The 24,618-nt window shown below is 75.1% G+C and carries 24 protein-coding genes; 10 read left to right on the forward strand and 14 right to left on the reverse strand.

The window, feature by feature from the left end; genetic code table 11:
- Position 1 precedes the first annotated feature (1 nt).
- From ACFY8W_RS06740 to ACFY8W_RS06750, 3 genes are all read left to right on the forward strand, one after another.
- Positions 2–2,851, forward strand: coding sequence for an ATP-binding cassette domain-containing protein (locus ACFY8W_RS06740; RefSeq protein ID WP_391101059.1), 2,850 nt, complete (start codon positions 2–4; stop codon positions 2,849–2,851).
- Positions 2,848–3,624, forward strand: coding sequence for an ATP-binding cassette domain-containing protein (locus ACFY8W_RS06745; RefSeq protein WP_391101062.1), 777 nt, complete (start codon positions 2,848–2,850; stop codon positions 3,622–3,624). The genes ACFY8W_RS06740 and ACFY8W_RS06745 overlap by 4 nt, the downstream gene beginning before the upstream one ends.
- Positions 3,625–3,724: 100 nt before the next feature.
- Positions 3,725–4,519, forward strand: a complete 795-nt coding sequence (locus ACFY8W_RS06750; RefSeq protein WP_391101763.1) for an aldo/keto reductase — start codon at positions 3,725–3,727, stop codon at positions 4,517–4,519.
- A 149-nt stretch (positions 4,520–4,668) separates the two neighbouring features.
- Here the strand turns inward: ACFY8W_RS06750 and ACFY8W_RS06755 are convergent, their stop codons facing one another.
- Together ACFY8W_RS06755 and ACFY8W_RS06760 are read right to left on the reverse strand one after the other, a co-directional pair.
- The gene (locus ACFY8W_RS06755) at positions 4,669–5,598 is read right to left on the reverse strand and encodes a methyltransferase (protein ID WP_391101064.1); all 930 of its coding nucleotides are present in this window, start codon (positions 5,596–5,598) and stop codon (positions 4,669–4,671) included.
- 82 nt (positions 5,599–5,680) lie between these two features.
- The gene (locus tag ACFY8W_RS06760; RefSeq protein ID WP_391101066.1) at positions 5,681–6,613 is read right to left on the reverse strand and encodes a cupin domain-containing protein; all 933 of its coding nucleotides are present in this window, start codon (positions 6,611–6,613) and stop codon (positions 5,681–5,683) included.
- A gap of 118 nt (positions 6,614–6,731) precedes the next feature.
- Between ACFY8W_RS06760 and ACFY8W_RS06765 the strand changes: the two genes are divergently transcribed.
- A complete protein-coding gene (locus ACFY8W_RS06765; protein WP_391101068.1) occupies positions 6,732–7,661 on the forward strand; it encodes an NmrA family transcriptional regulator in 930 nt (309 codons plus the stop codon).
- Positions 7,662–7,675: 14 nt separating this feature from the next.
- Here the strand turns inward: ACFY8W_RS06765 and ACFY8W_RS06770 are convergent, their stop codons facing one another.
- Positions 7,676–8,626 carry a WYL domain-containing protein gene (locus ACFY8W_RS06770; protein WP_391101071.1) on the reverse strand — a complete coding sequence of 317 codons (951 nt, stop codon included), beginning with the start codon at positions 8,624–8,626 and terminating at the stop codon, positions 7,676–7,678.
- A gap of 39 nt (positions 8,627–8,665) precedes the next feature.
- On the opposite strand from ACFY8W_RS06770, the gene ACFY8W_RS06775 reads away from it, so the two are divergent.
- Positions 8,666–9,154: a hypothetical protein gene (locus ACFY8W_RS06775; protein WP_391101073.1), complete on the forward strand. Its 489-nt coding sequence runs from the start codon at positions 8,666–8,668 to the stop codon at positions 9,152–9,154.
- A gap of 117 nt (positions 9,155–9,271) precedes the next feature.
- Here ACFY8W_RS06775 and ACFY8W_RS06780 read toward each other — a convergent pair whose 3' ends face one another.
- A complete protein-coding gene (locus tag ACFY8W_RS06780; RefSeq protein ID WP_391101076.1) occupies positions 9,272–10,030 on the reverse strand; it encodes a methyltransferase domain-containing protein in 759 nt (252 codons plus the stop codon).
- Positions 10,031–10,227: 197 nt separating this feature from the next.
- Positions 10,228–10,533 carry a 4a-hydroxytetrahydrobiopterin dehydratase gene (locus ACFY8W_RS06785; RefSeq protein WP_391101078.1) on the reverse strand — a complete coding sequence of 102 codons (306 nt, stop codon included), beginning with the start codon at positions 10,531–10,533 and terminating at the stop codon, positions 10,228–10,230.
- 106 nt (positions 10,534–10,639) lie between these two features.
- On the opposite strand from ACFY8W_RS06785, the gene ACFY8W_RS06790 reads away from it, so the two are divergent.
- The gene (locus ACFY8W_RS06790; protein ID WP_391101080.1) at positions 10,640–11,449 is read left to right on the forward strand and encodes a helix-turn-helix domain-containing protein; all 810 of its coding nucleotides are present in this window, start codon (positions 10,640–10,642) and stop codon (positions 11,447–11,449) included.
- Positions 11,450–11,457: 8 nt separating this feature from the next.
- On the opposite strand, the gene ACFY8W_RS06795 is transcribed toward ACFY8W_RS06790, so the two are convergent.
- Positions 11,458–11,874, reverse strand: coding sequence for a hypothetical protein (locus tag ACFY8W_RS06795; RefSeq protein ID WP_391101082.1), 417 nt, complete (start codon positions 11,872–11,874; stop codon positions 11,458–11,460).
- Positions 11,875–12,114: 240 nt separating this feature from the next.
- Between ACFY8W_RS06795 and ACFY8W_RS06800 the strand changes: the two genes are divergently transcribed.
- Positions 12,115–13,314, forward strand: coding sequence for a low temperature requirement protein A (locus ACFY8W_RS06800; RefSeq protein ID WP_391101084.1), 1,200 nt, complete (start codon positions 12,115–12,117; stop codon positions 13,312–13,314).
- A gap of 153 nt (positions 13,315–13,467) precedes the next feature.
- On the opposite strand, the gene ACFY8W_RS06805 is transcribed toward ACFY8W_RS06800, so the two are convergent.
- The 5 genes from ACFY8W_RS06805 to ACFY8W_RS06825 form a co-directional block, all read right to left on the reverse strand.
- Positions 13,468–13,638: a hypothetical protein gene (locus ACFY8W_RS06805; RefSeq protein WP_391101086.1), complete on the reverse strand. Its 171-nt coding sequence runs from the start codon at positions 13,636–13,638 to the stop codon at positions 13,468–13,470.
- A gap of 50 nt (positions 13,639–13,688) precedes the next feature.
- Complete coding sequence (locus tag ACFY8W_RS06810) at positions 13,689–13,997, reverse strand: hypothetical protein (protein ID WP_391101089.1); 309 nt, start codon at positions 13,995–13,997, stop codon at positions 13,689–13,691.
- Positions 13,998–14,098: 101 nt separating this feature from the next.
- On the reverse strand, positions 14,099–15,508 hold the full coding sequence (locus ACFY8W_RS06815; protein WP_391101091.1) for an amino acid permease: 1,410 nt from the start codon (positions 15,506–15,508) through the stop codon (positions 14,099–14,101).
- A 66-nt stretch (positions 15,509–15,574) separates the two neighbouring features.
- Positions 15,575–17,779, reverse strand: coding sequence for a phage holin family protein (locus ACFY8W_RS06820; protein ID WP_391101094.1), 2,205 nt, complete (start codon positions 17,777–17,779; stop codon positions 15,575–15,577).
- 252 nt (positions 17,780–18,031) lie between these two features.
- Positions 18,032–18,436, reverse strand: coding sequence for a hypothetical protein (locus tag ACFY8W_RS06825; protein WP_391101096.1), 405 nt, complete (start codon positions 18,434–18,436; stop codon positions 18,032–18,034).
- Positions 18,437–18,560: 124 nt separating this feature from the next.
- Here ACFY8W_RS06825 and ACFY8W_RS06830 point away from each other — a divergent pair, with 124 nt between their 5' ends.
- Together ACFY8W_RS06830 and ACFY8W_RS06835 are read left to right on the forward strand one after the other, a co-directional pair.
- Positions 18,561–19,394, forward strand: coding sequence for an MBL fold metallo-hydrolase (locus ACFY8W_RS06830; RefSeq protein WP_391101099.1), 834 nt, complete (start codon positions 18,561–18,563; stop codon positions 19,392–19,394).
- Positions 19,395–19,428: 34 nt separating this feature from the next.
- Positions 19,429–20,082 (forward strand): VTT domain-containing protein, encoded by a 654-nt coding sequence (locus tag ACFY8W_RS06835; RefSeq protein ID WP_391101101.1) that lies wholly within the window; start codon positions 19,429–19,431, stop codon positions 20,080–20,082.
- On the opposite strand, the gene ACFY8W_RS06840 is transcribed toward ACFY8W_RS06835, so the two are convergent.
- The 3 genes from ACFY8W_RS06840 to ACFY8W_RS06850 form a co-directional block, all read right to left on the reverse strand.
- Entirely contained in the window at positions 20,062–21,099 is a 1,038-nt protein-coding gene (locus ACFY8W_RS06840; protein WP_391101103.1) for an MBL fold metallo-hydrolase, read from the reverse strand. The genes ACFY8W_RS06835 and ACFY8W_RS06840 overlap by 21 nt on opposite strands.
- A gap of 132 nt (positions 21,100–21,231) precedes the next feature.
- On the reverse strand, positions 21,232–22,467 hold the full coding sequence (locus tag ACFY8W_RS06845; protein ID WP_391101105.1) for an aminotransferase class I/II-fold pyridoxal phosphate-dependent enzyme: 1,236 nt from the start codon (positions 22,465–22,467) through the stop codon (positions 21,232–21,234).
- A gap of 94 nt (positions 22,468–22,561) precedes the next feature.
- On the reverse strand, positions 22,562–23,785 hold the full coding sequence (locus ACFY8W_RS06850) for a molybdopterin-dependent oxidoreductase (protein WP_391101107.1): 1,224 nt from the start codon (positions 23,783–23,785) through the stop codon (positions 22,562–22,564).
- A 219-nt stretch (positions 23,786–24,004) separates the two neighbouring features.
- Here ACFY8W_RS06850 and ACFY8W_RS06855 point away from each other — a divergent pair, with 219 nt between their 5' ends.
- Complete coding sequence (locus ACFY8W_RS06855) at positions 24,005–24,520, forward strand: GNAT family N-acetyltransferase (RefSeq protein ID WP_391101109.1); 516 nt, start codon at positions 24,005–24,007, stop codon at positions 24,518–24,520.
- Positions 24,521–24,618: the final 98 nt, after the last annotated feature.

Below are 24,618 nucleotides of genomic sequence, written 5' to 3' on the forward strand. Positions count from 1 at the left end.
CGTGGGTGACCTGCTCGGCTTCGTCCTGAGCGGTCTGGTCTCGGGCGCGCTCTACGCGCTGCTCGCGACCGGACTCGTGCTCTCGTCCGCCGCCTCCGGACTCTTCAACTTCGCGCACGGGGCGACCGCCTATCTGTGCGCGCTCGCCTTCCACGAGCTCCACTCCGGCTTCGGCTGGCCCGCCGTCCCGACCGCGCTGCTGCTCGTCCTGCTCGTCGCCCCCGGTCTCGGCTGGGCCCTGGACCGGCTGATGTTCCGCAAGCTGGCCAGGGTCGGCGAGACCGCCCAGATCACGGCCACGATCGGTCTGCTCGTCGCGCTGCCCGCGGCCGGGCTGTGGGCGGTCGAACTCCTGGAGCGGGCCGGAGCACCGGTGAAGCCGGCCGAGAACCAGTTCGGCCTGCCGGGTGTCGGGCCCAGCCCGGCGGTGTCCTGGCAGCCCTTCGAGGGCCTCGGCATCGACGGGGTCGGCGTCGACTCCGACCAGCTGATCACCTGGCTGGTCACGGCCGCGGTGGCGGTCGGTCTCTGGGCGCTGCTCCGGCACACCCGGCTCGGGCTGCGGCTGCGGGCCGCCGTCGACAACCGCGAGCTCGCCGAGCTGCGGGGCGTGGACGCCGACCGGCTGTCCTCCGTCGCCTGGATGCTGTCCTCGGGACTCGCCGGCCTCGCCGGCGTCCTCGCCACCCCGCTGCTCGGGCTCTCCGCGCACGACTACACGCTGTTCCTCTTCGTGTCGGCGACGGCGGCGGTGCTCGGCCGCTTCGCCTCCGTGCCGCTGGCCTTCGCGGGCGGGCTCGGGCTCGGCGTGCTGCAGAACCTGGTGGCCGGTTACGCGAGCTTCGCCGAGGGCGTCACCGGCTTCCGTACCGCCGTGCCCTTCCTCATCCTCTTCGCCGGACTCGTGCTGCTCGCCCGCCGGGAACGGGTCGCGGGCACCGCGGCCGCCGATTCGCCGCCCGACGACCGGCTCGCCGGGCTCGGGCCGGCACCGCGCCGGCTGCCGTGGGCGGTGGCGGCGGTACTGCTCGCCGTCGCCTTCTACACCGTCACCACCCCGTTCTGGAGCGGCATCCTCGCGCAGGGCCTGGCCGTCGGGCTCGTCTTCCTCTCCTTCTCGGTGGTCACCGGGCTCGGGGCGATGGTGTCGCTCGCCCAGGCCACGTTCGTGACCGGCGCGGCGCTGGTCGCCGGGCTCCTGATGAGCCGCGGCTGGCCGTTCGCGGCGGCGGCGCTCGCCGGTACGGCCGTGGCGGCGCTGCTCGGCGCGGTGGTGGCGCTGCCCGCGCTGCGGCTCGGCGGCCGTTCGCTCGCCCTGGCGACCCTCGCGCTGGCCTTCCTCGCCGACCAGGTCCTGTTCCAGTTCGGGTGGCTGCGCAACGGCGACACCGGCTGGGAGATCCCTCGGCCCGTCCTCGGGCCGCTCGACCTGTCGGACGACCGGGCGATGGGCGTCACGCTGGTCGTGCTGTGCGCGGCGGGCGTGGCGGGCCTGAGCCGGCTCCGGGGTTCGCGGCGCGGGCGCGCGATGCTCGCGGTCCGTTCGGCCCCGGCCGCCGCGGCGGCCTCCGGGGTGTCGGTGGTCCGGACGAAGCTGCTGGTGTTCACCGTGTCGGCGGCCCTCGCGGGCTTCGGCGGGGTGCTCTACGCCTCGTACAACACGCGGATCACGGCGACCGACTTCCCGGCGATGGCGGGCCTGGTGTGGCTGGCGGTGGTGGTCGCGGCGGGCGTCCGCAGACCGCAGTACGCGGTGGTGGCGGGGCTGGTCTTCGCGGTCGCGCCCCACCTCCTCGCGACGTACGTCACCGACTCCGCGCACCTGCCGGTCGTCCTGTTCGGCCTCGCGGGCCTGGCCCTGGCCAACGACCCCGACGGCTACGTGGCGGCGCTGCCGACGCGATGGGCGCGGCGGCGCGGCCGGCCGGCGGCCGTCGTCCCCCGGCCCCGCCCGGGTCCGCGGACCGGGCCGGAGCCGGTTGCCGGGCCGGGGCCGGCAGCCGGGCCGGGGCCGGCAGGCGAGGCGGCGCCGGTTGCCGGGCCGAAGCCGCGGGCCGAGACGGCGCCGGGGCCGGGATCCGGTTCGGGCTCCCGGCCCGGGGCGACGCCCGTCGCCGGGCCGGAGGCCGGCTCCGTACCGGCGGCCGCGTCCCCCGCCCTCGAGCTCGACGGCGTACGGGCCGGATACGGCGCCGGTGCGGACGTGCTGCACAGGGTCGGGCTCGCCGTGCGCGGCGGCGAGATCGTGGCCGTGCTCGGGGCCAACGGGGCCGGGAAATCGACCCTGTGCCGGGTCGCGGGCGGGCTGTTGCGGGTCCGGGACGGGGCCGTACGCGTGGGAGGTGCCGAGGCGCGGGCGGACACCGTCGTGGAGCGGGCGCGCCGTGGGGTGCGGCTCGCACCGGAGGGGCGGGGCATCTTCGCCGGTCTCTCGATCGAGGAGAACCTGGCGCTGCAGCTGTCCGCGGCCGAGGACCGGGAGGCCGTCTACGGCCGTTTCCCGGCGCTCGCCGCCCGCCGTACGGTGGCCGCCGGCTCCCTCTCCGGCGGGGAACAGCAACTGCTCGCACTCGCCCCGCTGCTCCAGCGCCCGCCGTCGGTGCTGGTCGCCGACGAGCCGTCCCTGGGGCTCGCGCCGCGCGTGGTCGACGACGTCTTCGCGCTCCTGACGGAGCTCAGGGCGCGGGGCACGGCACTGCTGCTGGTGGAGGAGAAGGCGGCCGAGGCGCTGGGGATCGCGGACACCGTCGCGTATCTGGCGGAGGGCCGGATCGTGTGGAGCGGACCGCGTGCGGAGGCGGACGCCGACCGGCTCGCCGACGCCTACCTGGGGATGGGGGTGCGTACGTGACAGGCGACGCCCTGCTGGAGGCGCGTGGGATCGGCGTCCGCTTCGGCGGAGTCCGCGCGCTCGACGACGTGACGGTCACGGTCCGCCCCGGCGAGATCTGCGGGCTCATCGGACCCAACGGCGCGGGCAAGACCACCCTCTTCGACGTGGTGTCCGGCATCCGCCGCCCGGACCGGGGCCGGATCCTGCTGGACGGCGCCGACATCACCCGCCGCTCCCCCGTCTGGCGGGCCCGGCACGGGCTGCGCCGTACCTTCCAGCGGCAGCAGCTCTTCGGGCAGTTGACCGTCGAGGACAACCTGGTCGTCGCCCAGGAGTGGCGCCGGGGCGGCGGCCGGTCCGTCACCACCGCCCGCCGGGCGCGGGCCGCCGAGGTGCTGCGCTCCTGCGGCCTCGACCCGCTCGCCGCGACGTACGCGGGCGTGCTGCCGGTCGGCCGGGCGCGGATGGCGGAGCTGGCGAGGGCGCTCGCCGATCCGCCGCGGCTGCTCCTCCTCGACGAGCCGGCCTCCGGCATGTCGGCCGGGGAGCGCGGCCGACTCGCGGCCGTGGTGCGGCACATGGCCGAGGAGGAAGGATGCGCGGTGCTGCTCGTCGAGCACCACGTCTCCTTCGTGATGGAACTGTGCGCCCGGGTCGTCGTGCTCGACCTGGGCCGGGTGCTCGCCGAGGGACCGGCGGACGAGGTACGCGCCGACCCGCGGGTCCGGGCCGCGTACCTGGGGACGCCGGCGAACGATTCCGGGCCGGACGGAATGCGATCGGCCCCGTGATCGTTGACGCTGTGAGGAATACCCCCGACGACGTAAGGATCCACCTCTCGTGAGCACGGACAACAAGGTCCCCTACCTCACCCTCAACAACGGCGTGCGCATGCCGCAGCTCGGCTTCGGCGTCTGGCAGGTGCCGGACGACGAGGCCGAGGCGGCCGTGACCACGGCCCTGGAGGCGGGCTACCGCTCGATCGACACCGCCGCGATCTACGAGAACGAGACCGGCACCGGCAAGGCGCTCGCCGCCTCGGGGCTCCCGCGCGAGGAGCTCTTCGTCACGACGAAGCTGTGGAACAGCGAGCAGGGCTACGACTCGACCCTCCGCGCCTTCGACGCCTCGCTCGCCAAGCTGGGCCTCGACCACGTCGACCTCTACCTGATCCACTGGCCGGTCCCGGCCAAGGACGCCTACGTCGACACCTACCGGGCCTTCGAGAAGATCCTGGCCGACGGCCGGGCCCGCGCCATCGGCGTGTCGAACTTCCTGCCCGGGCACCTGGACCGGCTCATCGGCGAGACCTCGGTCGTGCCCGCCGTGAACCAGATCGAGCTGCACCCGCAGCTCCAGCAGGCCGAGTCCCGCGAGGCGCACGCCGGGCACGGCATCGCGACGGAGGCCTGGTCGCCGCTCGGTCAGGGCAAGGGCCTCCTGGAGGTCCCGGCGATCGTGGCGATCGCGCAGAAGCACGGCCGCACTCCGGCCCAGGTGGTGCTGCGCTGGCACCTCCAGACGGGGAACGTGGTGATCCCGAAGTCGGTGACCCCGTCCCGCATCCGCGAGAACATCGACGTCTTCGACTTCGAGCTGGACGCCGAGGACCTGGCGGGCATCGCCGTGCTCGACGAGGGCCGCCGCCTCGGCCCGAACCCGGCGGAGTTCAACGCCGGCGCCTGAGCGGGACACGCCCGAGCCGGGAACGCCCGAGCGTGGACGCCCGAGCCGGGGACTCCCAAGCCGGGAAGAGGAAGCCTGCGGGAAGCGGGGCACGAGGTGGTCGTCCCACCACCGTGCCCCGCTCGCTTTACTCGCCGGGGCGCCGACCGTCAGACCTTGCGCGCCGTGTGGACGGTACGGGCGGTCAGCAGATAGGCGTCCGGGCGCCTGTGGAAGGACAGCGGGTCCGCCGGGTCGAGCAGCCGTTCCACGGCGGCGCGGTCGTCGTCCGCGAGGCGCTCCGCCAGGCCCTCCCGCAGCCGCTCGTAGTGGGCGACGATCTGCTCGCGCACAGGGTCCGGCAGCGGCGCCGGGATGTCGGAGAGGAAGCTGCGGGTGCCGCTGGGCGTGAGTCCGGCGTCGGCGAGGAGGGCGGCCCAGTCGTCGATCTCCTCCTTGCTGTCGGGCAGCGAGGCCCGCATCTCGCCGAACCACTCCGCGTTGACGGCGTCGATCCGGGCCTCCAGGCCGGGGCGGCCGACGCCCGCGTTCCATGGCAGGTGGCGCTGCGGGAGGCCGCCCTCGGCGAGGGCGATCAGACCGCCCGGGTTCAGCAGTTCGGCGAAGGACGCCAGGGCGGCCCGCTGGTCGCCGATGTGGTGCAGGGAGTTGCTGGCCCAGACGAGGTCGGCGGTGCCGAGGCTGTCGAAGTCGCCGGGGAGTTCGGCGCGCAGGGTGGCGACCCGGTCGCCGAGACCGCGCGCTGCGGCGCGTTCCCGGGCGAGCGCGAGGAGTTCCGGCGTGGCGTCCACGGCGACCACCTCGGCCTCGGGGAAGGCCTCGGCGAGCAGCGCGGTGACGACACCGGGTCCGCTGCCGACGTCGAGGACGCGGCGGACCGAACCCGCCGGGACGAGGGAGGCGAGCCAGGCGGCGGCCTCCGCGTAGAGGGGGCTCTGGGTCTCCGCCTGCCGGGTCAGCAGCGGGGCCATCTCGGCCCAGTCGAGGTGGGTGTGGTCATGCCCGTGGCCGGGACCGTGGCCCTTGCCGCCGTGGGTGCCGTGTCCGTGCCCGTGTCCGGAATGCTCGTGTGCGCTCATGGGCACAGCGTGCGGCGCGGCTGCCGGAAAGGCGAGAAAACTTGCCGGTCCGGCAAGCAGCCGCGGCATCGGACGCACCGGATCAGCCGCGTCCGCGATGCTCCTGCGGGCTGATCCCGCGGACCCGCTTGAACGCGGCGCTCAGCGCGAAGGCGCTGCTGTAGCCGACCTGGCGGGCGACGGCCTCCACCGTGGCGTCCGTACGGCGCAGCAGGTCGGCGGCGCGCGCGATGCGCCAGCCGGTGAGGTACGCCATCGGGGGCTCGCCCACGAGCTCGGTGAAGCGGCGGGCGAGCGCGGCCCGTGAGACGCCCGACCGGTCGGCGAGGGAGGCCACGGTCCACGGCTGTGCCGGGTCGTTCTCCAGGAGCCGCAGCGCCCGGCCGACGACCGGGTCGCCCATCGCCCGGTACCAGGCGGGGGCCTCGGCCCCGGGCCGGGAGAACCAGGCGCGGACGGCGGCGATCAGCAGCAGGTCGAGCACCCGGTCCAGGACCACGCTCTGGCCCGGCTCGTCGCGGGAGATCTCCTCTTCCAGGAAAGGCATCAGCGGGCAGTTCCACACCTCGGCGGGCAGGTGGAGCAGGCCGGGGAGCGCGTCGAGCAGCCGGCGGCTGACCTCGCCGGCCAGCAGATAGCTGCCGACGAGGACGGTGGTGCCGCCGTCGGAGGCATTGCCCCAGGTCCGTACGCCCAGGCTCATCGACTCGGCCAGCGGCTCGCCGCTCAGCGTGGCGCACCGGCCGCCGGGTCCGATGACGGCGGTCGGCGGGGCGTCGGAGGTGTGGGCGACCGTGTACGGCTCGGGGCCGCGGGCGATCGCGATGTCGCCCGGCCGCAGCAGTACCGGCGCCCCGCGGTCCGGCACGATCCAGGCCTCGCCGTCGGTCACGCACATCAGGCACAGCGGTGCCTCGTCCGCGATCCGTACGGACCAGGGCGGGGCCATGACCATGCGCAGGACGAAGGCGCCCTTGGCCCGGGGCCCGTCGAGGAGACCGGCGAGTGCGTCCATGGCGGCAAGACTAGGGCGTGCCCGGCGGACCGTGCCGGGGCCGGGGCGTGGACGGTCGCGTATGCGGGTGAGCCGGTGGAGCATGGGCACGCCGGCCCGCGACGACGAGTCTTGAGCCATGACGACGAACACGAACGAGAACGAGAGCGCGACCACGAGCACCAGCACCAGCACCAGCACCAGCACGCGGGCGAACGCGTACCCGTACGGCACGCGGACGGTTCTGGTGACGAGCGCGACCGGCAAGACCGGGCGGCGGGTGGCCCGCGGCCTGGAGGACCGCGGGGCGCGGGTGCGGGCCGGATCCCGTGCCGGCGCGACCCGGTTCGACTGGGAGGACCCGGCGACCTGGGGTCCCGCCCTGGACGGCGCGGACGCCGCGTACGTCGCCTACTATCCCGATCTCGCCGCGCCCGGCGCCGAGGAGGCCATGCGGGTCTTCGGCGGACTCGCCGCCCGGCACGGAGTGCGGCGGCTGACGCTGCTGTCCGGCCGCGGCGAGCCCGAGGCGGTGCGGGCGGAGGAGGCGCTGCGGGCGGCGTTCGGGGACGAACCCACCGTGGTGCGGGCCGCGTTCTTCGCGCAGAACTTCGACGAGGGGCTGCTCGCGGAAGGGGTCGCGGCCGGCACGATCGCGTTCCCGGCCGGCGACACGGCGGAGCCGTTCATCGACGTGGACGACCTCGCCGAGGTCGTCGTGGAGACGCTTCTCGGGGACGGGCACGCCGGCCTGGTGCACGAGGTGACGGGTCCGCGCGCGCTCACCTTCGCCGAGGTCGCGGCCGAGCTGTCGCGCGCCTCGGGCCGGGAGGTCTCGTACGTGCCGGTGGGCGAGGCCGAATTCGCCGGCATGCTGGCCGGGTTCGGCCTCCCGCAGCCCGAAGCGGACTGGCTGGCCGCGCTGTTCACGATGCTGCTCGACGGGCACAACACACCGGTGACGGACGGCGTGAAGCGGGTGCTCGGCCGTGAGCCGCGGGACTTCTCGGCCTACGCGGTACAGGCGTTCGGAGCGGCGGCCGCCCCGGCCGAGCCGTCTCAGGCGTAGCGCGCGGCGCCGTCTCAGGCGTAGCGCGCGGCGAGGGTGCGTACGGTGGCGGCGATCCGCGCGCGGAGGTCCTCGGGTGCGAGGACCTCCACCTCCGTGCCGAGGGCGAGCAGGGTGTCGTGGGCGTGGTCGGGTCCCTCGACGGGCAGCGTGGCCCGGGTCCAGCCGTCGGGCTCCGGGGTGCCGTTCTCGGCGAGCGCCCGGGCGGCGGCGCCGCTGAGCCTGGCGGCGCCGCGCGGGGAGATCCGTACGAGGGCCTCGCCCTGGTGGAGACGCCGGTGGAAGTCGGCCTGACCGGCCCGCCAGTGGGCGGCCAGGTCGAAGTCCTCCGGGACGACGGCCTCTTCGTCGGTGACGGTCAGGCCGAGGATCTGGTCGACCCGGTAGGTCCGCGGCCCCGGCCCGGCGACCAGGTACCAGCGGCCCGCCTTGAGCACCAGTCCGTACGGTTCGAGCCGCCGGTCGACGTCGGTGGGTTCCTTCCAGCGCCGGTAGCGGACGGCGAGGACGCGTCCGGTGCGGACGGCGTCGGCGACCTGTGGCAGGAAGGGCGCCTCGGTGTCCTCCGCGTACCAGCCGGGCGCGTCGATGTGGAAGCGGGTGCGCAGCCGGTCGACGTGGTCGCGCAGCGGCGCGGGCAGCGCGGCCCGCAGCTTGAGCTGGGCGTCGGCGAAGTGCGCGCCGAGCCCGAGCTCGTCGGCGGCGGCCGGCAGTCCGGCGAGGACGAGGGCCTCGGCCTCCCGTGCGTACAGTCCGGTGAGCTTCGAGCGGTACCCGGCGAGCAGCTGGTAGCCGCCGCGGTGACCGGCGTCCCCGTAGAGCGGGATTCCGGCCGCGTGGAGCGCCTCGACATCGCGGTAGACGGTGCGGACGGACACCTCGAGCTCCTCGGCGAGCCGGGCGGCGGTCATCCGGCCGTGGGCCTGGAGGAGCAGGAGGATCGACAGGAGCCGGCTGGACTTCACTGACACAAGATGTCAGTGAAGTGTTCCTACAGTCCAGCCATGGCTTTCGCAGAGAAGTACCTCCTCGCGCTCCCGCCGGTCGACGTGGGCGGCCGGCGACTGAAGCGCTACCACGTCACCGCCGATCCGGCCGGCATCGAGCCGGAGGTGGAGAAGGCGGCGTACGCGCTGCTTCCGGACCTCCTCCCGGAGCCGGACGGCACGGCGGCGGCCGGTTTCGTGGTGCTGCACCGGGGCGGCGACACGGGCGCGTACCTGAACACGTACAGCTGGGTGTGGGACAACGTGCTGCACTTCGCGGGCGCGGCGGCGGGCCAGCCGGCCCTCGACTGTCCGGACACCGACCCCACCCACTTCGTCCGCATCGAACCGGCGGTCCGCAACTGGATCGGCTGTGTCTGGGAGTTGCCGCCGATCGGCCACGAACGGGACGCCTGGGTGCGGCACATGCTGGCGCCGGAGGTGCCGGACCTGGCGGGCTACCTCGGCGACGCGCTGCCGTCCGGCATGACGGGGGCGGGCGCGTGAGCGTTCGGGGCCTGGGGTTGCGGACGGTCCCCACGCCGTCCAGGGACGCGGCCCGTTGGGAGCGGGCCTGCGCGCCGGCCGGTACCGAGGCGTGGGTGGTGAACCGGGTGATGGGGTTCAGCCGCGTGCGGCAGGGCGTCTGACGAAGCACGCGAGGCGGTACGCCGGGTCGGGGCGGGGACGGTCCTGGTCGGGGAGGCCGGCGAGTCGGGCGCACAGGGCGTCCACGTCCGCCGGGGTGCCCGCGAACCAGGAGGCGTAGTAGCCGCGGCGGAGCTTGCGGGCCGTGTCGCGCGGGGTGGTGCCCTGGCCATGGCCGGTGAACACGGTGCCGGGCATCGGGTCGAGGCCGTGGGCGGCGGCGTACGCGGTGACCAGCTCGGCGCGGTCGGAGCCGGCCGCGGCCGCGCGGTGCGGGCGGAGGACGGCGTCGATGTCGCTGTCGACGTCGTGGCAGGCGTCCTTGTCGACGGTCGTCAGGAACGCTCCGCCGGGCCGGAGCACGCGTGCCGCCTCGGCGACGATCTCCTCGGCGAAGGGCACGAGGTGCAGCAGCCAGACCGCGGTGACGGCGTCGACGGCCGCGTCCGGCAGCGGCAGCCGCCGGGCGTCCGCGCGAACCGCCCGCCCGGGCAGGCGGGCGGCGGCGGCGCGCAGCATCCCGTGGGCCGCGTCGGCGCCGAGGACGGTGAGTCCGGACCGGGCGATGCGTTCGGTGACGAGACCGGTGCCGCAGGCGACGTCCAGCAGGGTGCGGGTGCCGGGCGGCAGCAGCCGCAGCACGGCGTCGGCCGCCGCCGCGGCCCGCGGGACGCCGCCGCGGGTCGCGTCGTAGTGCGCGGCCTCGGCGTCGTAGTCGAGCAGCGTGTCCCCCATGCGGGAAATCCTATGCGGGAGCTGCGCGGGACCGGAGCGGACCTGTGCCCCGCACGGACCTGAGCGGGTCCCTGCGGGCGACGCGGGCGGGCATCGGCCGGACAGGGCGGAGGCGCCGGGCCGCTGTCACTCCGCCCCCGTGGCCGGGTGCCCCCGTCGCTGTCACTCCGCCCCGTGGCCGGGTGTCCGGGCCGCTGTCACTCCGCCCCGTGGCCGGGTGCCACCGCCTGGACCCGCTCGGCAAGTTCGAAGTCCTTGCCGGTGACGACGCCACCGGCGGAGTGGGTGTTCACCGCCAGGCCCACCGTGTTGTAACCGAGCGTCAGATCGCTGTGGTGGTCCAGCTCCTGCTGGATCTGGGCGATGTGCACGACGAGCGCGGTGGCGGCGAAGTGGTCGGCGAGACGGTAGTCCCGGGTGAGGCGGTCGCCGTCGACGGACCAGCCGGGAAGCTCCCGCAGGCGGTCCTCGATCTCCTTCTGCGACAAGGGGTCAGTGGGCACGTGGTGCTCCCTCCGGTCGTACGGCTGGTGGCGAGGGTGGTGCGTGATGGCGGAGCGGTCCCCGGGGAGAACGTACCCGGGTCCCCCTCTGAGATACCGTCTGGCCATGACAACTGTCGTGACCGACACGGGTGTGGGTCCACTGCTGCGCGGCTGGCGCGAGCAGCGGCGGCTGAGCCAGCTGGAGCTGGCCCTGAGGGCGGAATCGTCCGCGCGGCACATCTCCTTCATCGAGACGGGCCGGTCACGGCCGAGCGAGGAAATGATCCTCAAGCTCGCCGAGCACCTGGACGTGCCGGTCCGGGACCGCAACGCCCTGCTCCTCGCGGCCGGTTACGCACCGCGCTACACCGAGTCGCCGCTCGACGCACCCGAGCTGGAGACGCTGCGCGAGGGCATCGAGCAGCTGCTGCTGGGCTACGAGCCGTATCCGGCGACGGTCGTGGACGGCTCGTACACGGTGGTCGCCGCCAACCGGGCCGTCCAGATGCTGCTCGCGGGGCTGCCGGAGCACCTGCTGACGCCGCCGCTGAACGCCATGCGGATCACCCTGCACCCGGAGGGCCTCGCGCCGCGGATCCGCAACCTGCGGGAGTGGCGCGGTCATCTGCTCGCCCAGATGGAGCGTCAGATCGGTCTGGCCCGTTCGGAGTCGCTGCGCGCCCTGTACGAGGAGGTGTCGTCCTATCCGCTGCCGGAGGGGACGACGGACCCGGACGACCGGGAGGACCCGGAGCCGTACCCGTACTTCGCGCTGCCGCTGCGGATCGAGCACGACGGGCACGTGCTGTCGTTCGTGTCGTCGATCTCGACCTTCAACACGCCGATGGACGTGACGGTCGCCGAGCTGGCCATCGAGACGCTGCTCCCGGCCGACCCGGCGACGGTCGCGTACCTCCAGTCGGTGAGGGCGTAGCCGGTCGGTCAACGGGTGGCGGCTCGCAGGGCGGCCCACTGGAGCGCGGCGAAGCCGGCGACGGTGCCGGCCTGGAGCAGGGTCCACACCGCGCCCGCGGTGGTGGGGTCCAGCCGGCCGGCGAGTGCCACGACGCTGAGGACCGCCCACAGCAGGTTCGTGTGGACGACGGCCTGCACACCGCGGGCCGGGGGCTGCGGCCGGCCCGCGAGCAGGCCGACGCCCACGGCGTACACGGTGAGGAAGAGCCCGAGCTCGAACAGCAGGCCGCGCTCGATGCCGAGGAGCTCGCCGAGCGGTCCTGGGGCGGCGGCGTAGGCGAGTCCGTTGGCGCCGGTGACGACGGCGTCGAGAGCGAGGAACCGGCGCACCATGGACCGCGGCCGGGTGGTGCGGGAGAGACCGGTGAACAGGGCCTGGGACATGGCGATCACCCTCCTGGGAGGCGTTTCTGACGTTCTGACGGATGCGAGGGTCCGGTGCCCGGGCGGAGTGCGCCGCCCGGGACCCGGTGCTTCGAGAATGCCGGTGGCCGTCGCGAGGGTCGATTACGTCCCAGGTAATGCGGGCCCGGGGTAAGGTTCGCGCCGGATGGCCGGATGGCCGGATGACGCCGGCCCGTTCGCTTTCAGGGGGATGCCGTGGGGGGCAAGGGGCGGTCGCACATGGTGGCGACCGGGGACGACCACAAGGTGACGCCGGCGGAGCTGTTCTTCGACCTGGTCTTCGTCTACGCGATCACCCAGGTGACGGCCCTGATGGCGGCGGCGCCGTCGCCGGTGCGGGTGGTCGGGGCGATGGCGGTGCTCGCGCTGCTGTGGTGGTGCTGGTGCGCCTTCTCGTGGCTGGGCAACGTCGTACGGGCGGACTCGGCCGCGCTGTTCGGGGTGCTCGTCGCGGTCATGGCGACCGTGTTCGTGGTGTCGCTCGTGGTGCCGGAGGTGCTGGCCGACGCGCCGGGCGGGCTGCCCGCGCCTCTGGTGTTCGTGCTCGGCTACGGCGTCGTCCGCGTGCTGCACCTCGTGTCGTACCGTCTCGCCAGCCCTGGTGACAGGGTGCTGCACCGCACGCTGCGGCGCACGGCGCTGCTGTCGGTGGTGCCGCCGTTCGCGCTGCTGCTCGTGGGCTGCGCGTACGACGGGACGCCACGGCTGCTGCTCTGGCTGGGCGCGGTGGCGGTGGACTACGGCGCGATCTACGTGACCGGCGCGTCCGGGTGGCGGGTGAACTCGCCCGGGCACTTCTCGGAACGGTACGGCCTGATCGTCATCATCGCGCTCGGCGAGTCCATCGTGGCGATGGGCGTGGGCATGGAGGGCTTCCCGCTGACCGTGGCCGTGCTCGGTGCGTGCGCGGCGGGCCTGCTGCTCTCGGCCGGGCTGTGGGCGCTGTACTTCCGTCGCTTCGGCGAGCTCGCGGAACACCGGCTCGCGGCCCTGGACGGGGACGGGCGGACCCGTTTCGCCCGGGACGCGTACACGTTCCTCCACCTGCCGCTGGTGGCGGGCGTGGTGCTGTGCGCACTCGGCATGAAGAAGGTGCTCATGCAGGTCGCCGACACCGGCCACTACGGTCTGGCGGAGCCGCTGCACGGCACGGTGGCGTGGTCGCTGACCGGCGGGGTGGGTCTGTTCCTGCTCGGTTCGGCGGCGATCGTGCTGCGCTCCGCAGGGCCGCGGCCCACGGCGCTCCTGGTGGGCGGCGCGTGCTGTCTCTTCGCGGGTCCGCTGGTCGCCCGGGTGCCGGCCCTGCTCGCCCTCGGACTGCTCGCGCTGGCGGTGCTCGGCCTGGTGGTGGCGCACGGCCGACGGGGCCCGGAGCCGGAGCGGCCGGGCGCCGCCGGGGAGCTGCCGCTCACGGCGTGAGGGCGGGCGGGGGGGCCGGTGGACCGGGCGGCGGCGGAAGGCGGCCGGGCGGACGGACGAGGTCGTCCGCCCGGCCCCACGCCTCGCGCCCCGCGTCCGCGCGGTCGCCCGCGCGTCGGTCCACCGGCCCGGTTCGGGGTGGGTCGCGTCAGGTCACTCAGTTCGGGCTTCCGTCTCGGCGGTCCGCGTCGGGGCCGCGGACGTGCCGGACCGTTCCGGTGCGGGTTCCGTCTCGCGGCGCGGGGTGCGGTGTTCGGCGGTGCGGTCGCGGGCGGCCTCGGCGCGCAGCAGGGCGTTGAGCACGGCGAAGTGGTCGACGGGCATGGTGGTGCTCCTTGCGGTGGGGGGTGAGGGGTACGGAGAGGCAGGGCCTCTCAGCACCGCATCACCGCCGACCGGGGAGCCGCGCCGGGTGCCGCGGGTGCGGGAGCGGGCGCGGGAGCGGGGTCGCCCGCGGGTGCCGGGGGGCGGGGGCGACGGGGCGGCGCGGGCCGCCGTTCGCCGCGCGCGGGCGCGCTCGCCTCGGCTCCGGCCGCCTCGTGGGTCTCCGCACAGGGGTCGGCCGCGGCGGAGACGGACCGGCTTTCGCCCTCGGCGGCCGCGAGCCCGCCGCCGGTGCCCGCGCCGAGCAGCGCGGCGAGCACGAGCAGCACCGCGAGCGCGATCCGGGCGAGGGGCCTCATGGAGATCCGTACTGCCCCGCCGGGACGGCGGTGTTCCGGCCCGGGCGGGAGATCCGCCCGCCCGGCCTACGCTCCCGGCCCGGTTTTCACCGCACCGGGTGTCAGGCCGCGGTCCCGGCGGCGCGTCCCTTGCGGGCGGCCATCGCCGCGTACACGAGCACGCCGACGAACAGGAAGAGCACGCCCTGGTAGACGGCCGCGTAGCCGGATCCCGCGACCAGCCACAGCGAGAAGCCGAAGGCGGCGAGGGCGAGGACGCCGTCGCGGGCGAGTCGGGCCCGGGAGACCCGGTCCGAGCGGCCGGAGAGCAGGAAGTAGATCTGGGCGGCCGTGGAGAGCAGGTACGGCACGGTGGCGGTGAAGGTGGTGACGAGGACCAGGATCTCGAAGACGCCCTGGGTGCCGGCCGTGTAGTTGTAGACCGTCAGGAGCGAGGCGAGGACCACCGTGACGAGCACGCCGACCGTCGGGACGCCGCGCCGCTTGACCGTGAACACCTTCGGGAACAGGCCGTCGCGGGCGGCGGCATAGGGCGCCTGGGCGCTGAGCAGGGTCCAGCCGTTGAGGGCGCCGAGCATGGAGACGAGCGCCATGCAGGCGACCGCGGCGCCGCCCCAGGAACCGCCGAACATGACGTCGACGGCGTCGGAGAAGGGCGCGGTGGAGCCGACGAGCTCGTCGTGGGCGACGGTGCCGAACACCGCGAGCGTGCCGAGCAGGTAGACCGCGGCGGCGCCGAGGGTGCCGAGGACGGTGGCGCGGCCGACGTTGCGGCGCGGGTCTCGGACCTCGCCGGCGCTGACGGCGGCGGACTCGACGCCGAGGTAGCTGAAGAGCAGGATCGCGGCCGACGCGGACACGGCGCCGAGCGCGCTGCCGCCGCTCGCCTGGAAGGGCCCGAGGTTGGCGCTGTCGAAGAAGAACAGGCCGCCGACGGCGACGAGGACCAGCGGGACGAACTTGAGCACGGTGGCGACGATCTGCACCGCGCCGACGTAGCGGGTGCCGGCCAGGTTGGCGAGGGCCGGCAGCCACTGGATGAGCAGGGCGGCGGCGATGGTGGCGGCCGTGGACCCGTGGACGGGGACGAGCACGTCGAGGTAGCCGACGGCGGCGACGGCGAGGGCCGCGTTGGAGACCCAGGCCGTGATCCAGTACGACCAGGCGGCGAGGAAGCCGGCGAAGTCGCCGAAGGCGGCGCGGGCGTAGACGTAGGGTCCGCCGGTCTGCGGCAGGCGGTGGGCGAGCCGGCCGAAGACCAGGGCCAGGGCGATCGCGCCGAGGGTGAGGATGCCGAAGGCGACCAGGCTGATGGTGCCGAACGGGGCGACGGAGGCGGGCAGGAGGAAGATGCCACCGCCGATGATGTTGCCCATGACGAGGGCGGTGGCGATCGGGAGCCCGAAGCGGCGGGCGTGCCTGGTGGGCTTCGGGTCCTGCTCCCGGGCCGGTGCGGGGGTGGGCGTGGGGGCGGGAGCCTGCGCGGTGGTCGCGGCGGGGGCCGTGCTCATGGGGGGTGGTGCGCCTCTCGTCGTACAAACGCCACCATGGTCCGGATTCCGAGACGGGCTTCCAAATCACCCGTGTTTGTCCCGTACGGCGGGCCCGTCGGCCGGAAGAAACGCTTCCGCATGGCGCTTCGACGGGGAAATCTCCAGCGGCACCTGCGGTCCCTCGCTCTCCCGGAGCCAGCCGCGCAGCACCTGGTGCACGGCCTCCGCGCCGACCAGTCCGGCGGGCGGCGGCGGCAGCTCACGCGGCCACAGCAGGAAGGGAAGCGCCTGGTCGCCGCCCAGGCCGCCGTGCGAGCCGATCTGCTCCTCGAAGGCGTGGACGGTGCCGGTCGCCGGGTCGTACATCGAGTTGACCATGATGTCGGCGACGTGCGGGAAGCCGTCGGTCCGCCGTACGGCAGCGGCGGCGCCGGGACCGAAGACGGCGAGCGGCCCCTCGTCGGCGCGTCCGTCGGCTTCGGCGAGTTCGGCGAGTTCGGCGACCGGGACCTCGACGCCGTCGCGGGCCAGCACCACCGACCCGTGCTCCTCGCTCGCGACCAGCAGGAAGCCGATGCCGGGATGGTGGGCCAGGGTGCGCAGGAGCGCCGGGTGGAGCCGGTCGATCTCCTCACGGGTCATCCGGTGCGGCACACCGGGGAAGGAGACCAGGCCGAGGTTCCCCGAGGCCAGGACAACCGGCTCGGGAGCGCGCGCCGCGGCGACCGCCGCCGCCTCAGCGCCGTCCTGCCCGGCCTCCGCCGCCTCGTCGACGGGCCGGTGCAGCGCGCTGCGCAGCGCGTCCCGGGCCGCGTCCCTCGCCTCGGAACCTCCCCCGGACTCCGTCCGGGAGCGTCCCCGGGCACGCCGTACGCGGCGGGACACCGGCAGTCCGCAGCCGGCCCGCACCAGGTCGCGCAGGGTGAGCCCGTACGCGGACTCGAAGGTCTCTCCCGGGCTCTGCCCGTGGTCGGACAGCAGCACGATCCGGTACGGGCGGGGCGCGTGCTCGGCGACCTTGGCGATCAGCGCGATCGACCGGTCGAGCCGGGCGAGGACCTGGTCGGTGTCGCGTCCCCGCGGTCCCGAGTGGTGGGCGACCTCGTCGTAGGCGACCAGGTCGGCGTAGACGGCGGTGCGCCCGGCGAGCATGTCGCCCATGACGGCGGCGACCACCACGTCCCGCTCGACGACGGTGGCGAAGGCCCGGACGAAGGGGTAGAGGCCGCCGCGCGAGACCCGCGGGGACTCGCCGCGCAGCCGGGCGCGGATCGACTGCCGCACCTCGCGCAGGACCTCGGCGACGAAGGACCCCGCGGTGCGGACCGCGTTGGCGGGGTCGGAGAAGTACGCGAAGTAGCCGGAGCGCGAGCGGTTGCGGCGGCCGCGCCGGGCGGCCACCGACAGGACGAGCGCGAGCTGGTCGGCGCCGCCGCTGAACAGGTTGCCGCGCGAGGCGCCGTCGAGGGTGAGCAGCCCGCCGTCGCCGGTGCGCTCGACGGCGCGGCGCTGGAGTTCCACGGCGCTCGCGGGCCGGTTGGACACCATGAGCCGGCCGGTGTCCTTCTCGTACCAGCGGAAGGCGGGCACGTCCTCGTTGGAGCCGTGCAGGATGCCGAGCTGGCTGGCGCCGGTCTGGCTCGACCAGTCGGTGCGCCACGGGGTGAGGGTGTGGGTGGTGGCGAGCCAGTCGGCGACCGTCGGCATCCGGCCGTCCGCGACGGCGTCGGACAGCACCCGGTGGCCGACGCCGTCGAGTTGGAGGAAGACGGTGCCGGGGGCGGGCTCGGCGCCGGCGCGGGCGGTCCGCGGCCGCTTGCGGTCGGTGAGCCGGTAGAGCCGGCGCCGGTACGCGCCGTCGTCCCGCACGGCCAGCGCGGTGGAGGTGGCGGAGGCGACGGCGGACATCACGGCGGCGACGACCACAGCGGTCTCGGGCGCGGCGGCGCCCCGCCCGTCGGGGATCAGCCAGAGGGCGACGATCAGCAGCGAGCCGTTGAGGAAGAACACCAACAGGCCGAGCACCAGGGCGGGTACGAGCAGCAGGGCGCGCACGATCAGCGGCCACACGATCGCGCTCAGCAGACCGAAGGCGCCCGCGCCCAGGGCCGCGGTGAAGGCGATGACGGTGAGGCTGTCGCCGTCGTCGGACTGGAGCTGGAAATCGGGCAGGAGGCCGGCGAGGAGCAGCAGGGTGAGCGTGGAGACCGCCCAGACCGTGATCACCCGCAGCAGGGCGCGGCCCGCGCTCCGCCAGCGGGCGGGGATCCTTCCTCGCCGTTCGCCCACGCCCGGTTCACCTTTCGCCCGTTTCCTGCCCCAAGCGTGGCACAACGGCGCCGGGCCGAGCGCGGCGACAGGTGTTCGACGAACGTCCGACGGATGTTCAGGAGCGGCCGCCGTCGGAGCGGCGGGAGGCCCGGCCGGGGCTCAGGAGCCGACGCACCCCGGCCGGGGCTCAGATCCGTCGTACCCCGCCAGGGGCTCAGGAGCCGTCGTACCCCGCCAGGGGCTCAGGAGCCGTCGTACCCCGCCAGGGGCTCAGGAGCCGTCGTACCCGGCAGTGGGCATGGAGAGCCTGCGGTGCACCCCGGCCTTCATCGGCGCGTCGTACGCCGGTTCGTCGAACCCGGCGGTCTCGAGCCGTACGCCGCGCCGCTCGCACTCGGCGTGGAAGGCAGGGACGTCGGTCAGCGCGCGGGCGAGCACCCGGTCGTTCGGCGCGACGAAGAGGTCCACGGCCCCCTCGTCGACGTCGGCCCACAGCGCGTCGTGGTCCGGCCTGATGCCGTAACAGAACAGCTGGCGTGCCACCACGTAGCCCTTGTCCCTGGCCCAGCGGACGCACATGGCGTGCTGGCTGCGGGTGTCGACCAGGAAGGGGTCGTCGTCGAGCTCTTCGAGCGGGGTGAGGCTGGCGATCGCCGCCACCCGAACGTCGTCCATGGACCGACCCTACTGTGTCCGGGGCGCGCCGAGGAGGGGTCCGGTATACCAAGGAGGGCGCTCCGGCGAAGTCCGGCCACACCCGCGGCTCCGGACATTTACCCTCGTTACGGATGGGGAACGGATGGGAAGCGGCGCGGACGGCCGTCCGGCCGGGCCACGACAGGAGAGGGGCGGCGGGCCGGTGGAAGTCACCTGGTGGGGTCATGCCACGTGCACGGTCGAGGACTCCGGGGTCCGTCTCCTGACCGATCCGCTCTTCGCGCGCCGGCTCGCGCACCTGCGGCGCCGGCGCGGCCCGCTGCCGCCGCCGGAGGCCGCGCGGGCCGAGGCCGTCCTGGTGTCCCACCTGCACGCCGACCACCTCCATGTGCCCTCGCTGGCCCTGCTGGCCCCCGGAACGCTGCTGGTCGTGCCGGCCGGCGCCCCCGCAGCCGTACCGGCGCTGCGCCGCCTGGACCGCCGGGGGCTGCGGCTCGCGGAGCTCGCGCCGGGCGAGGAGGTTGCCGTGGCGGGCGTGACGGTACGGGCCGTGCCCGCGCTGCACGACGGCCGGCGGCTGCCGTTCGGCCCGCACCGCTCCCCCGCGCTCGGATACGTGGTGGAGGGCGAGGCCCGTACCTACTTCGCCGGTGACACCGGCCTGTTCGACGGCATGGCGGACGCGGTCGGCCCGGTCGACGTGGCGCTGCTCCCGGTCGGCGGCTGGGGCCCGTACCTGGGCCACGGGCACCTGGACGCGGGCCGGGCCGCGCAGGCGCTCGCCGCGCTGTCCCCGGCCGCCGCGGTCCCGGTCCACTACGGCACGTACTGGCCGATCGGCATGGACGCGATCCGCCCGCACGAGTTCCACGCCCCGGGCGACGAGTTCGTCCGGCACGCGGCCCGGCTGGCCCCGAAGGTGGCCGTGCACCTGCTGGGGCACGGCGAGCGGGTGCGGCCGGAAGTGGCGCGGTGAGGCGGGCCCGCCCGGCGCGGCCGGAGGTCGCCCGGTGATCGACCGGCTGATCACGGCGGTGCGGGAGCTGCCGCCGGAGTCGACGCAGCAGGCGGTCGGCTATCCCTCGCTCTTCCTGCTGGTGGCGCTGGGCGCGCTCGTGCCGGTGGTGCCGACGGGTGCGATCGTGAGCTCGGCGGCCGTGGTGGCCTTCCACCAGACGGATCCGTTCGCACTCCTTTTCGTGTTCCTGGTGGCGTCGTCCGCCGCGTTCGCCGGCGATCTGGGGCTGTACTGGCTGGGGCAGCGCGGGGTCCGCTCCCGCAACGGCTCGCGCTGGCTCGCCGCCCTGCGCTCCCGGGCCACGCCGGACCGGCTGGCCCACGCCCAGGAGCGGCTCGACAGCCACCAGGTGCCGGTGCTCGTCCTCTCGCGCCTGGTGCCGGCCGGGCGGATCCCGGTGATGCTGGCCTGTCTGCTCGCCGGGATGCCGCTGCGGCGGTTCGCCCGCGGCGACCTGCCGGCCTGTCTGGCGTGGGCGGCCACGTACCAGCTCATCGGCATCCTCGGCGGTTCGCTCTTCCCGGAGCCCTGGCAGGGCGTGGTGGCCGCGGTGGCGCTCACGGTGCTGATCAGCGCGGTCCCCGCGGTGTGGCGGCGGCTGCGCGGGCCGTCGCGCTCCTCGCGGTCAGGGGGCGAGCACGCGTGAGGCGCCGACCGGCAGGTCCCACAGGTCCTCGCGGGGCAGGCCGGCCTCGTCCCAGGCGGCCCGGACACGGGTGAGCGGTTCGAGGACGGGCTCGGAGGAGAGCACGAAGGTGGCCCAGTGCATGGGAGCCATCCGCCGCGCCCCGAGGTCCCGGAAGGCGCGGACGGCCTCCTCGGGGTCGGTGTGGACGTCGCTGAGCCACCAGCGCGGCTCGTACGCGCCGATCGGCAGCAGGGCCAGGTCGATGCCGGGGTGTCGGCGGCCGATCTCGGCGAACCAGTGGCCGTAGCCGGTGTCGCCGGCGAAGTGGACGCGCCGCCCGGCGCGGTCGGTGAGCACCCAGCCGCCCCACAGGGAGCGGCAGGTGTCGAGCAGGGTGCGCTTGGACCAGTGGTGGGCGGGGACGAAGTCGAAGCGGACGCCGCGGAGTTCGGCCGCCTCCCACCAGTCGAGCTCGGTGACCCGGGAGAAGCGGCGCCGGGTGAACCAGCGGCCGAGTCCGGCGGGGACGAAGACCGGCGTGCGGCGGGGCAGCCGCTTCAGGGTCGGCGCGTCGAGGTGGTCGAAGTGGTTGTGGCTGATGACGACGGCGTCCACCGGCGGCAGGTCCTCCCAGCGGACGCCGACGGGGGTGAGGCGGGCCGGGGTGCCGAGGATGCGGCGGGACCAGACGGGGTCGGTGAGGACGGTGAGCCCGCCGATGCGCAGCACCCAGCTGGCGTGGCCCACCCAGGTGACGGCGAGGGTGTCGGGCCCGGCCTCGGGCAGCGGCCCGGGGGCGAAGGGCAGCCGTGGGATGTCGCGGAGCCCTTCGGGGCCGGGGCGGACGGCGCCTTCGCGGGCGAGCCTGGCCATCGCGCGGACGCCGGGCAGCGGCGCGGTGAGCCGGTCGGCGAAGCTGCGCGGCCAGTCGTGCCGCAGTCGGCCGAGGGGCTGGAGCGCGGGGGCGGGCTGCGGGGCGTGGGGGGTGCGGGCGGAGTGCGGGGCCCGGGCCGGCCGGGCCGTCTGTTCCGTCATCTCTGCGGCCTCCGTCTGTTCCGTCAACCGTCTGTTCCGTCAACCGTCTGGTGCGTCGACGTCTGATGCGTCGACCGTCTGATGCGTCGACCGGTCCGTCTCTCCGCCGGAGCGGCTCGCCAACCGCTCCCTTCATGTGTCCAGTTCGTCGAGCGCCTCTCCGAACGAGCTCAACGCCCTTGCCACATGGGGCAGTTCCCCGGGCCTCGGCGAGGCCAGCGCTTCGGTCCGCTCTTCCTCGGTGCTGCCCAGGAAGGCGGCCGTGTCGAACCGCGCGCGCAGGGCCCCGAGTTCGTCGCCGAAGCGGTGGCCGCCGGGGACAGGGGTGCCCAGCCGGGCGCTGAGGTGGTTCTCCAGTTCGAGGGAGTCGGTGACGCCGCGGGCGGCGAGCCCGGCGCGCAGCGGGCCGAGGTCGGCGTAGACGTGCCGGCCGGCCTGCGGCGGGCGGGCGAGGGCGCCGGCCGCGAGCACCGCGTGGTGGACGGCGGCGGCCACCCGGCCGTGCAGGTCGGCGGTGCGGCGGGCCCGTACCGTGACGTCCTCGGGTTCGTCGAGGGCGTGCGCGGCGGCGGGCGCGAGGGGGCCGGGGACCAGGGCACCGAGCGCGGTGAGGATGTCGAGGGTGCGGGCCCGGTGGTCGGCGTAGCGGTCGGCGCGCGACGGGGCGGAGGGCGGGAAGCGGGCGACGGCGCAGGGCCAGGCGGCGGGTGCGAGGGCACCGGCCAGGTCGGTGAGGACGGTGACGTCGTCGGGGCACATCTCGGCCGGGCTGAGCAGCACGGTGTCCTGCGGCCGGTGAAGGGTGTCGCGCCAGGTCTCGTCGCTGATGATGTGGAGGCCCTCGGCGACGGCGGCCTCGCAGGCCTCGCGGACGAGCTCGGGCGGGGCGACGGTGGCGGTGGGGTCGTCGGCGACGGAGAGCAGCAGCAGCCGGGGACTGCCGCCCTCGGCACGGACCCGCCGGACGGTCTCCAGGAGGGCGTACGGGTCGGGGACGCCGCCGCATTCGGCGGGCGTGGGCACGTGGTAGGCGGGGCGGCCGATGAGCCGGGCCTGCGGGGTCCACCAGGCGGGGCAGGGACGGGGCAGCAGCACGTCGCCGCCGTGCGCGGCGATCAGAGCGAGCAGCAGGGGCTGGGCACCGGGTGCGGCGACGACGTCCTCGGCGTGGGTGCGCAGTCCGCGGCGCCACCAGTAGCCGGCGGCGGCCTCGCGCAGGACGGGCCCGCCGCCGGGCGGCTCGGGCTCGGTGCGGTCGACGGCCGCGGCGAGGAGCGCGGCGAGGCCGGGCAGCACGGGCAGGCCCGGTTCCGGCGCGGGCGGCCCGTAGCGCACCGGTCCTCGGCTCTCCGGGGCCGTCTGCCGCATGTCCGGAACCTCCTCGTGGCCGCGCGCGGGCACCGGGGCGCACAGGAGCGGCGCCCCGGTGTCCTTTATACGGAGGTTTGCCGGTTCCCGCCCCTCACACGACGGTGACGGGGTGCCGGACGACCGCGTCGAAGAGGTATCCCTGGGTGTTGTGCACGGTCCGCTCGGGCTGGACGTTCCCGGCCGCGTCGGTGACCCGGGACAGCAGGGTGGCGGGCCCGGTGTCGCGCGGCCGCCAGAAGGTCGTCCAGCGCACCCAGCGGCCGGGCACGGGCCGGTCGACGATCCGGGCGAGCCGCCAGTGGGCGCCGCCGTCGGTGGAGACCTCGACCTTCCGCACGGACGCGTGCGCGGACCAGGCCCGGCCGTCGAGCCGGTGCGTCCTGTCCGCCTCCAGGGTGGCGCCGAAGGGCAGCTCGTAGGCGCTCTTGAGGGTCTGGAGGGTGAGCGGGGCACTTCCGCCGGGCGGGTGGGCCGGGCCGAAGAGCCGGTAGTAGTCGGTGGACCAGGGCGAGGACAGCGGGGTGCGGGAGACCTGGATGTCGCCGAGCCACTTGATCGAGGCGACGCCGACCCAGGACGGCACGACGAGCCGGACGGGGAAGCCGTGGTCGTACGGCAGGGGCTCGCCGTTCATCTCGTACGCGAGGATCACGTCGTCCAGGGCCTTGGCGACCGGCAGCGGGCGGCGGACCCGGCCGAGGTCGACGCCTCCGGTGACGTACGGGTCGTCGAGGCCGCGCGGCATCACGTCGACGGCGTCGGGGGCGAGGCCGGCGAGACGCAGCACGTCGGACAGGCGCGCGCCGCGCCAGCGGGCGGCGCCGACGGCGCCGAGGGTCCAGGAGGTGCCGCTGACGGGCTCGCCCTGCTGGGTGGTGAAGAGGCTGCGGCCGTTTCCGGCGCACTCGATCAGGGCCGTACGGGTGACGGGGAACAGGTCGCGCAGCTGCCCGTAGGTGAAGTGGACGGGCTCGCGGCCGTGCAGGCCGTCGCCCCAGACGGTGAGCCGCCAGTCGGCGGCCTCGAGGACGGGCGTGGAGGTGTGGTTGCGGACGAAGAAGCGGTCCGTCGGAGTGAGGAGACCGGTGTCCCGGAAGGTCTCGAAGCGCGCCTCGGCGTTGGTGCCGCGGATGGTGAAGTACTCGGGCGGGAGCGGCTTGACGATGCCGGGCGCGCCGGCGGCCGCGGAAGCGGTCCCGGCGCGGGCGGCAGGTACGGCCGCGGCGGACAGCGTCCCGGCGGCGGAGAGCACGGGAGCGGCGGCGAGCGCCTTCAACAGGGTGCGGCGGTCGGGCACGGCGGGTCTCCTCGGCACGTCGGGGCGTCGGGGCGTCGGGGCGTCGGGGCGTCGGGGCGTCGGGGCGTCGGCCACACCCTAGGCGCGGAGAGCGGGCGGTGCCCGCCCGTTCACCGGCCTGTCATATGAGTGTTCGTCATGTCCGACCGGAGACCGAGGGGCGGCGGCGGGTGGCAGGCCGAGGAGTCCGGCGAGACTGGCGGACGGCAGGCGGAGGAGTCCGGTGAGACTGTACGGATGAACGCGACCGAACCGACCCGACTCGCCGCCGCTCCGCTGCGCGGAGCCCGCCTGGACCTCGAACCCCTGCGGCCCGGCCACGCCGCCGAGCTCGCCGACGCCCTCGCCGACCCTGCGCTGCACGCCTTCGTCGGCGGAGCGCCGCTCACCGAGCCGGAGCTCCGTGCCCGGCACGCCCGGATGCTCGCGGGCTCGCCGGATCCCGCCGTCTCGTGGTGCAACTGGGTGCTGCGTCTGCGCGGCTCCGGCGAGGCGGTGGGCACCGTGCAGGCCACAGTGGGTCCCGAGGGCGCCGAGATCGCCTGGGTGGTGGGCACACCCTGGCAGGGCCGTGGCCTGGCGCGGGAGGCGGCGGTGGCCCTGGCCGACTGGCTGCGGTCGCGGGGCGTGCCCGCGCTGGTCGCCCATGTCCACCCGGACCACCATGCCTCGGCCGCGGTGGCCGCGGCGGCGGGTCTCGCACCGACGGAGGTGTTGCAGGACGGCGAGCGCCGCTGGCAGTGGCCTCGGTGAACTCCCCTCGCCCTGCGGTCCGTCCAGCGATCGATTCCATATACTGAGAACGGGGTCTCAGGATGCGAATGGTCGGCGTACGGTGACAACGAACGCAG

Origin of the sequence: Streptomyces sp. NPDC012637 (assembly GCF_042954805.1) — a bacterium.
In the GTDB taxonomy this organism is placed as follows: Bacteria; Actinomycetota; Actinomycetes; order Streptomycetales; family Streptomycetaceae; genus Streptomyces.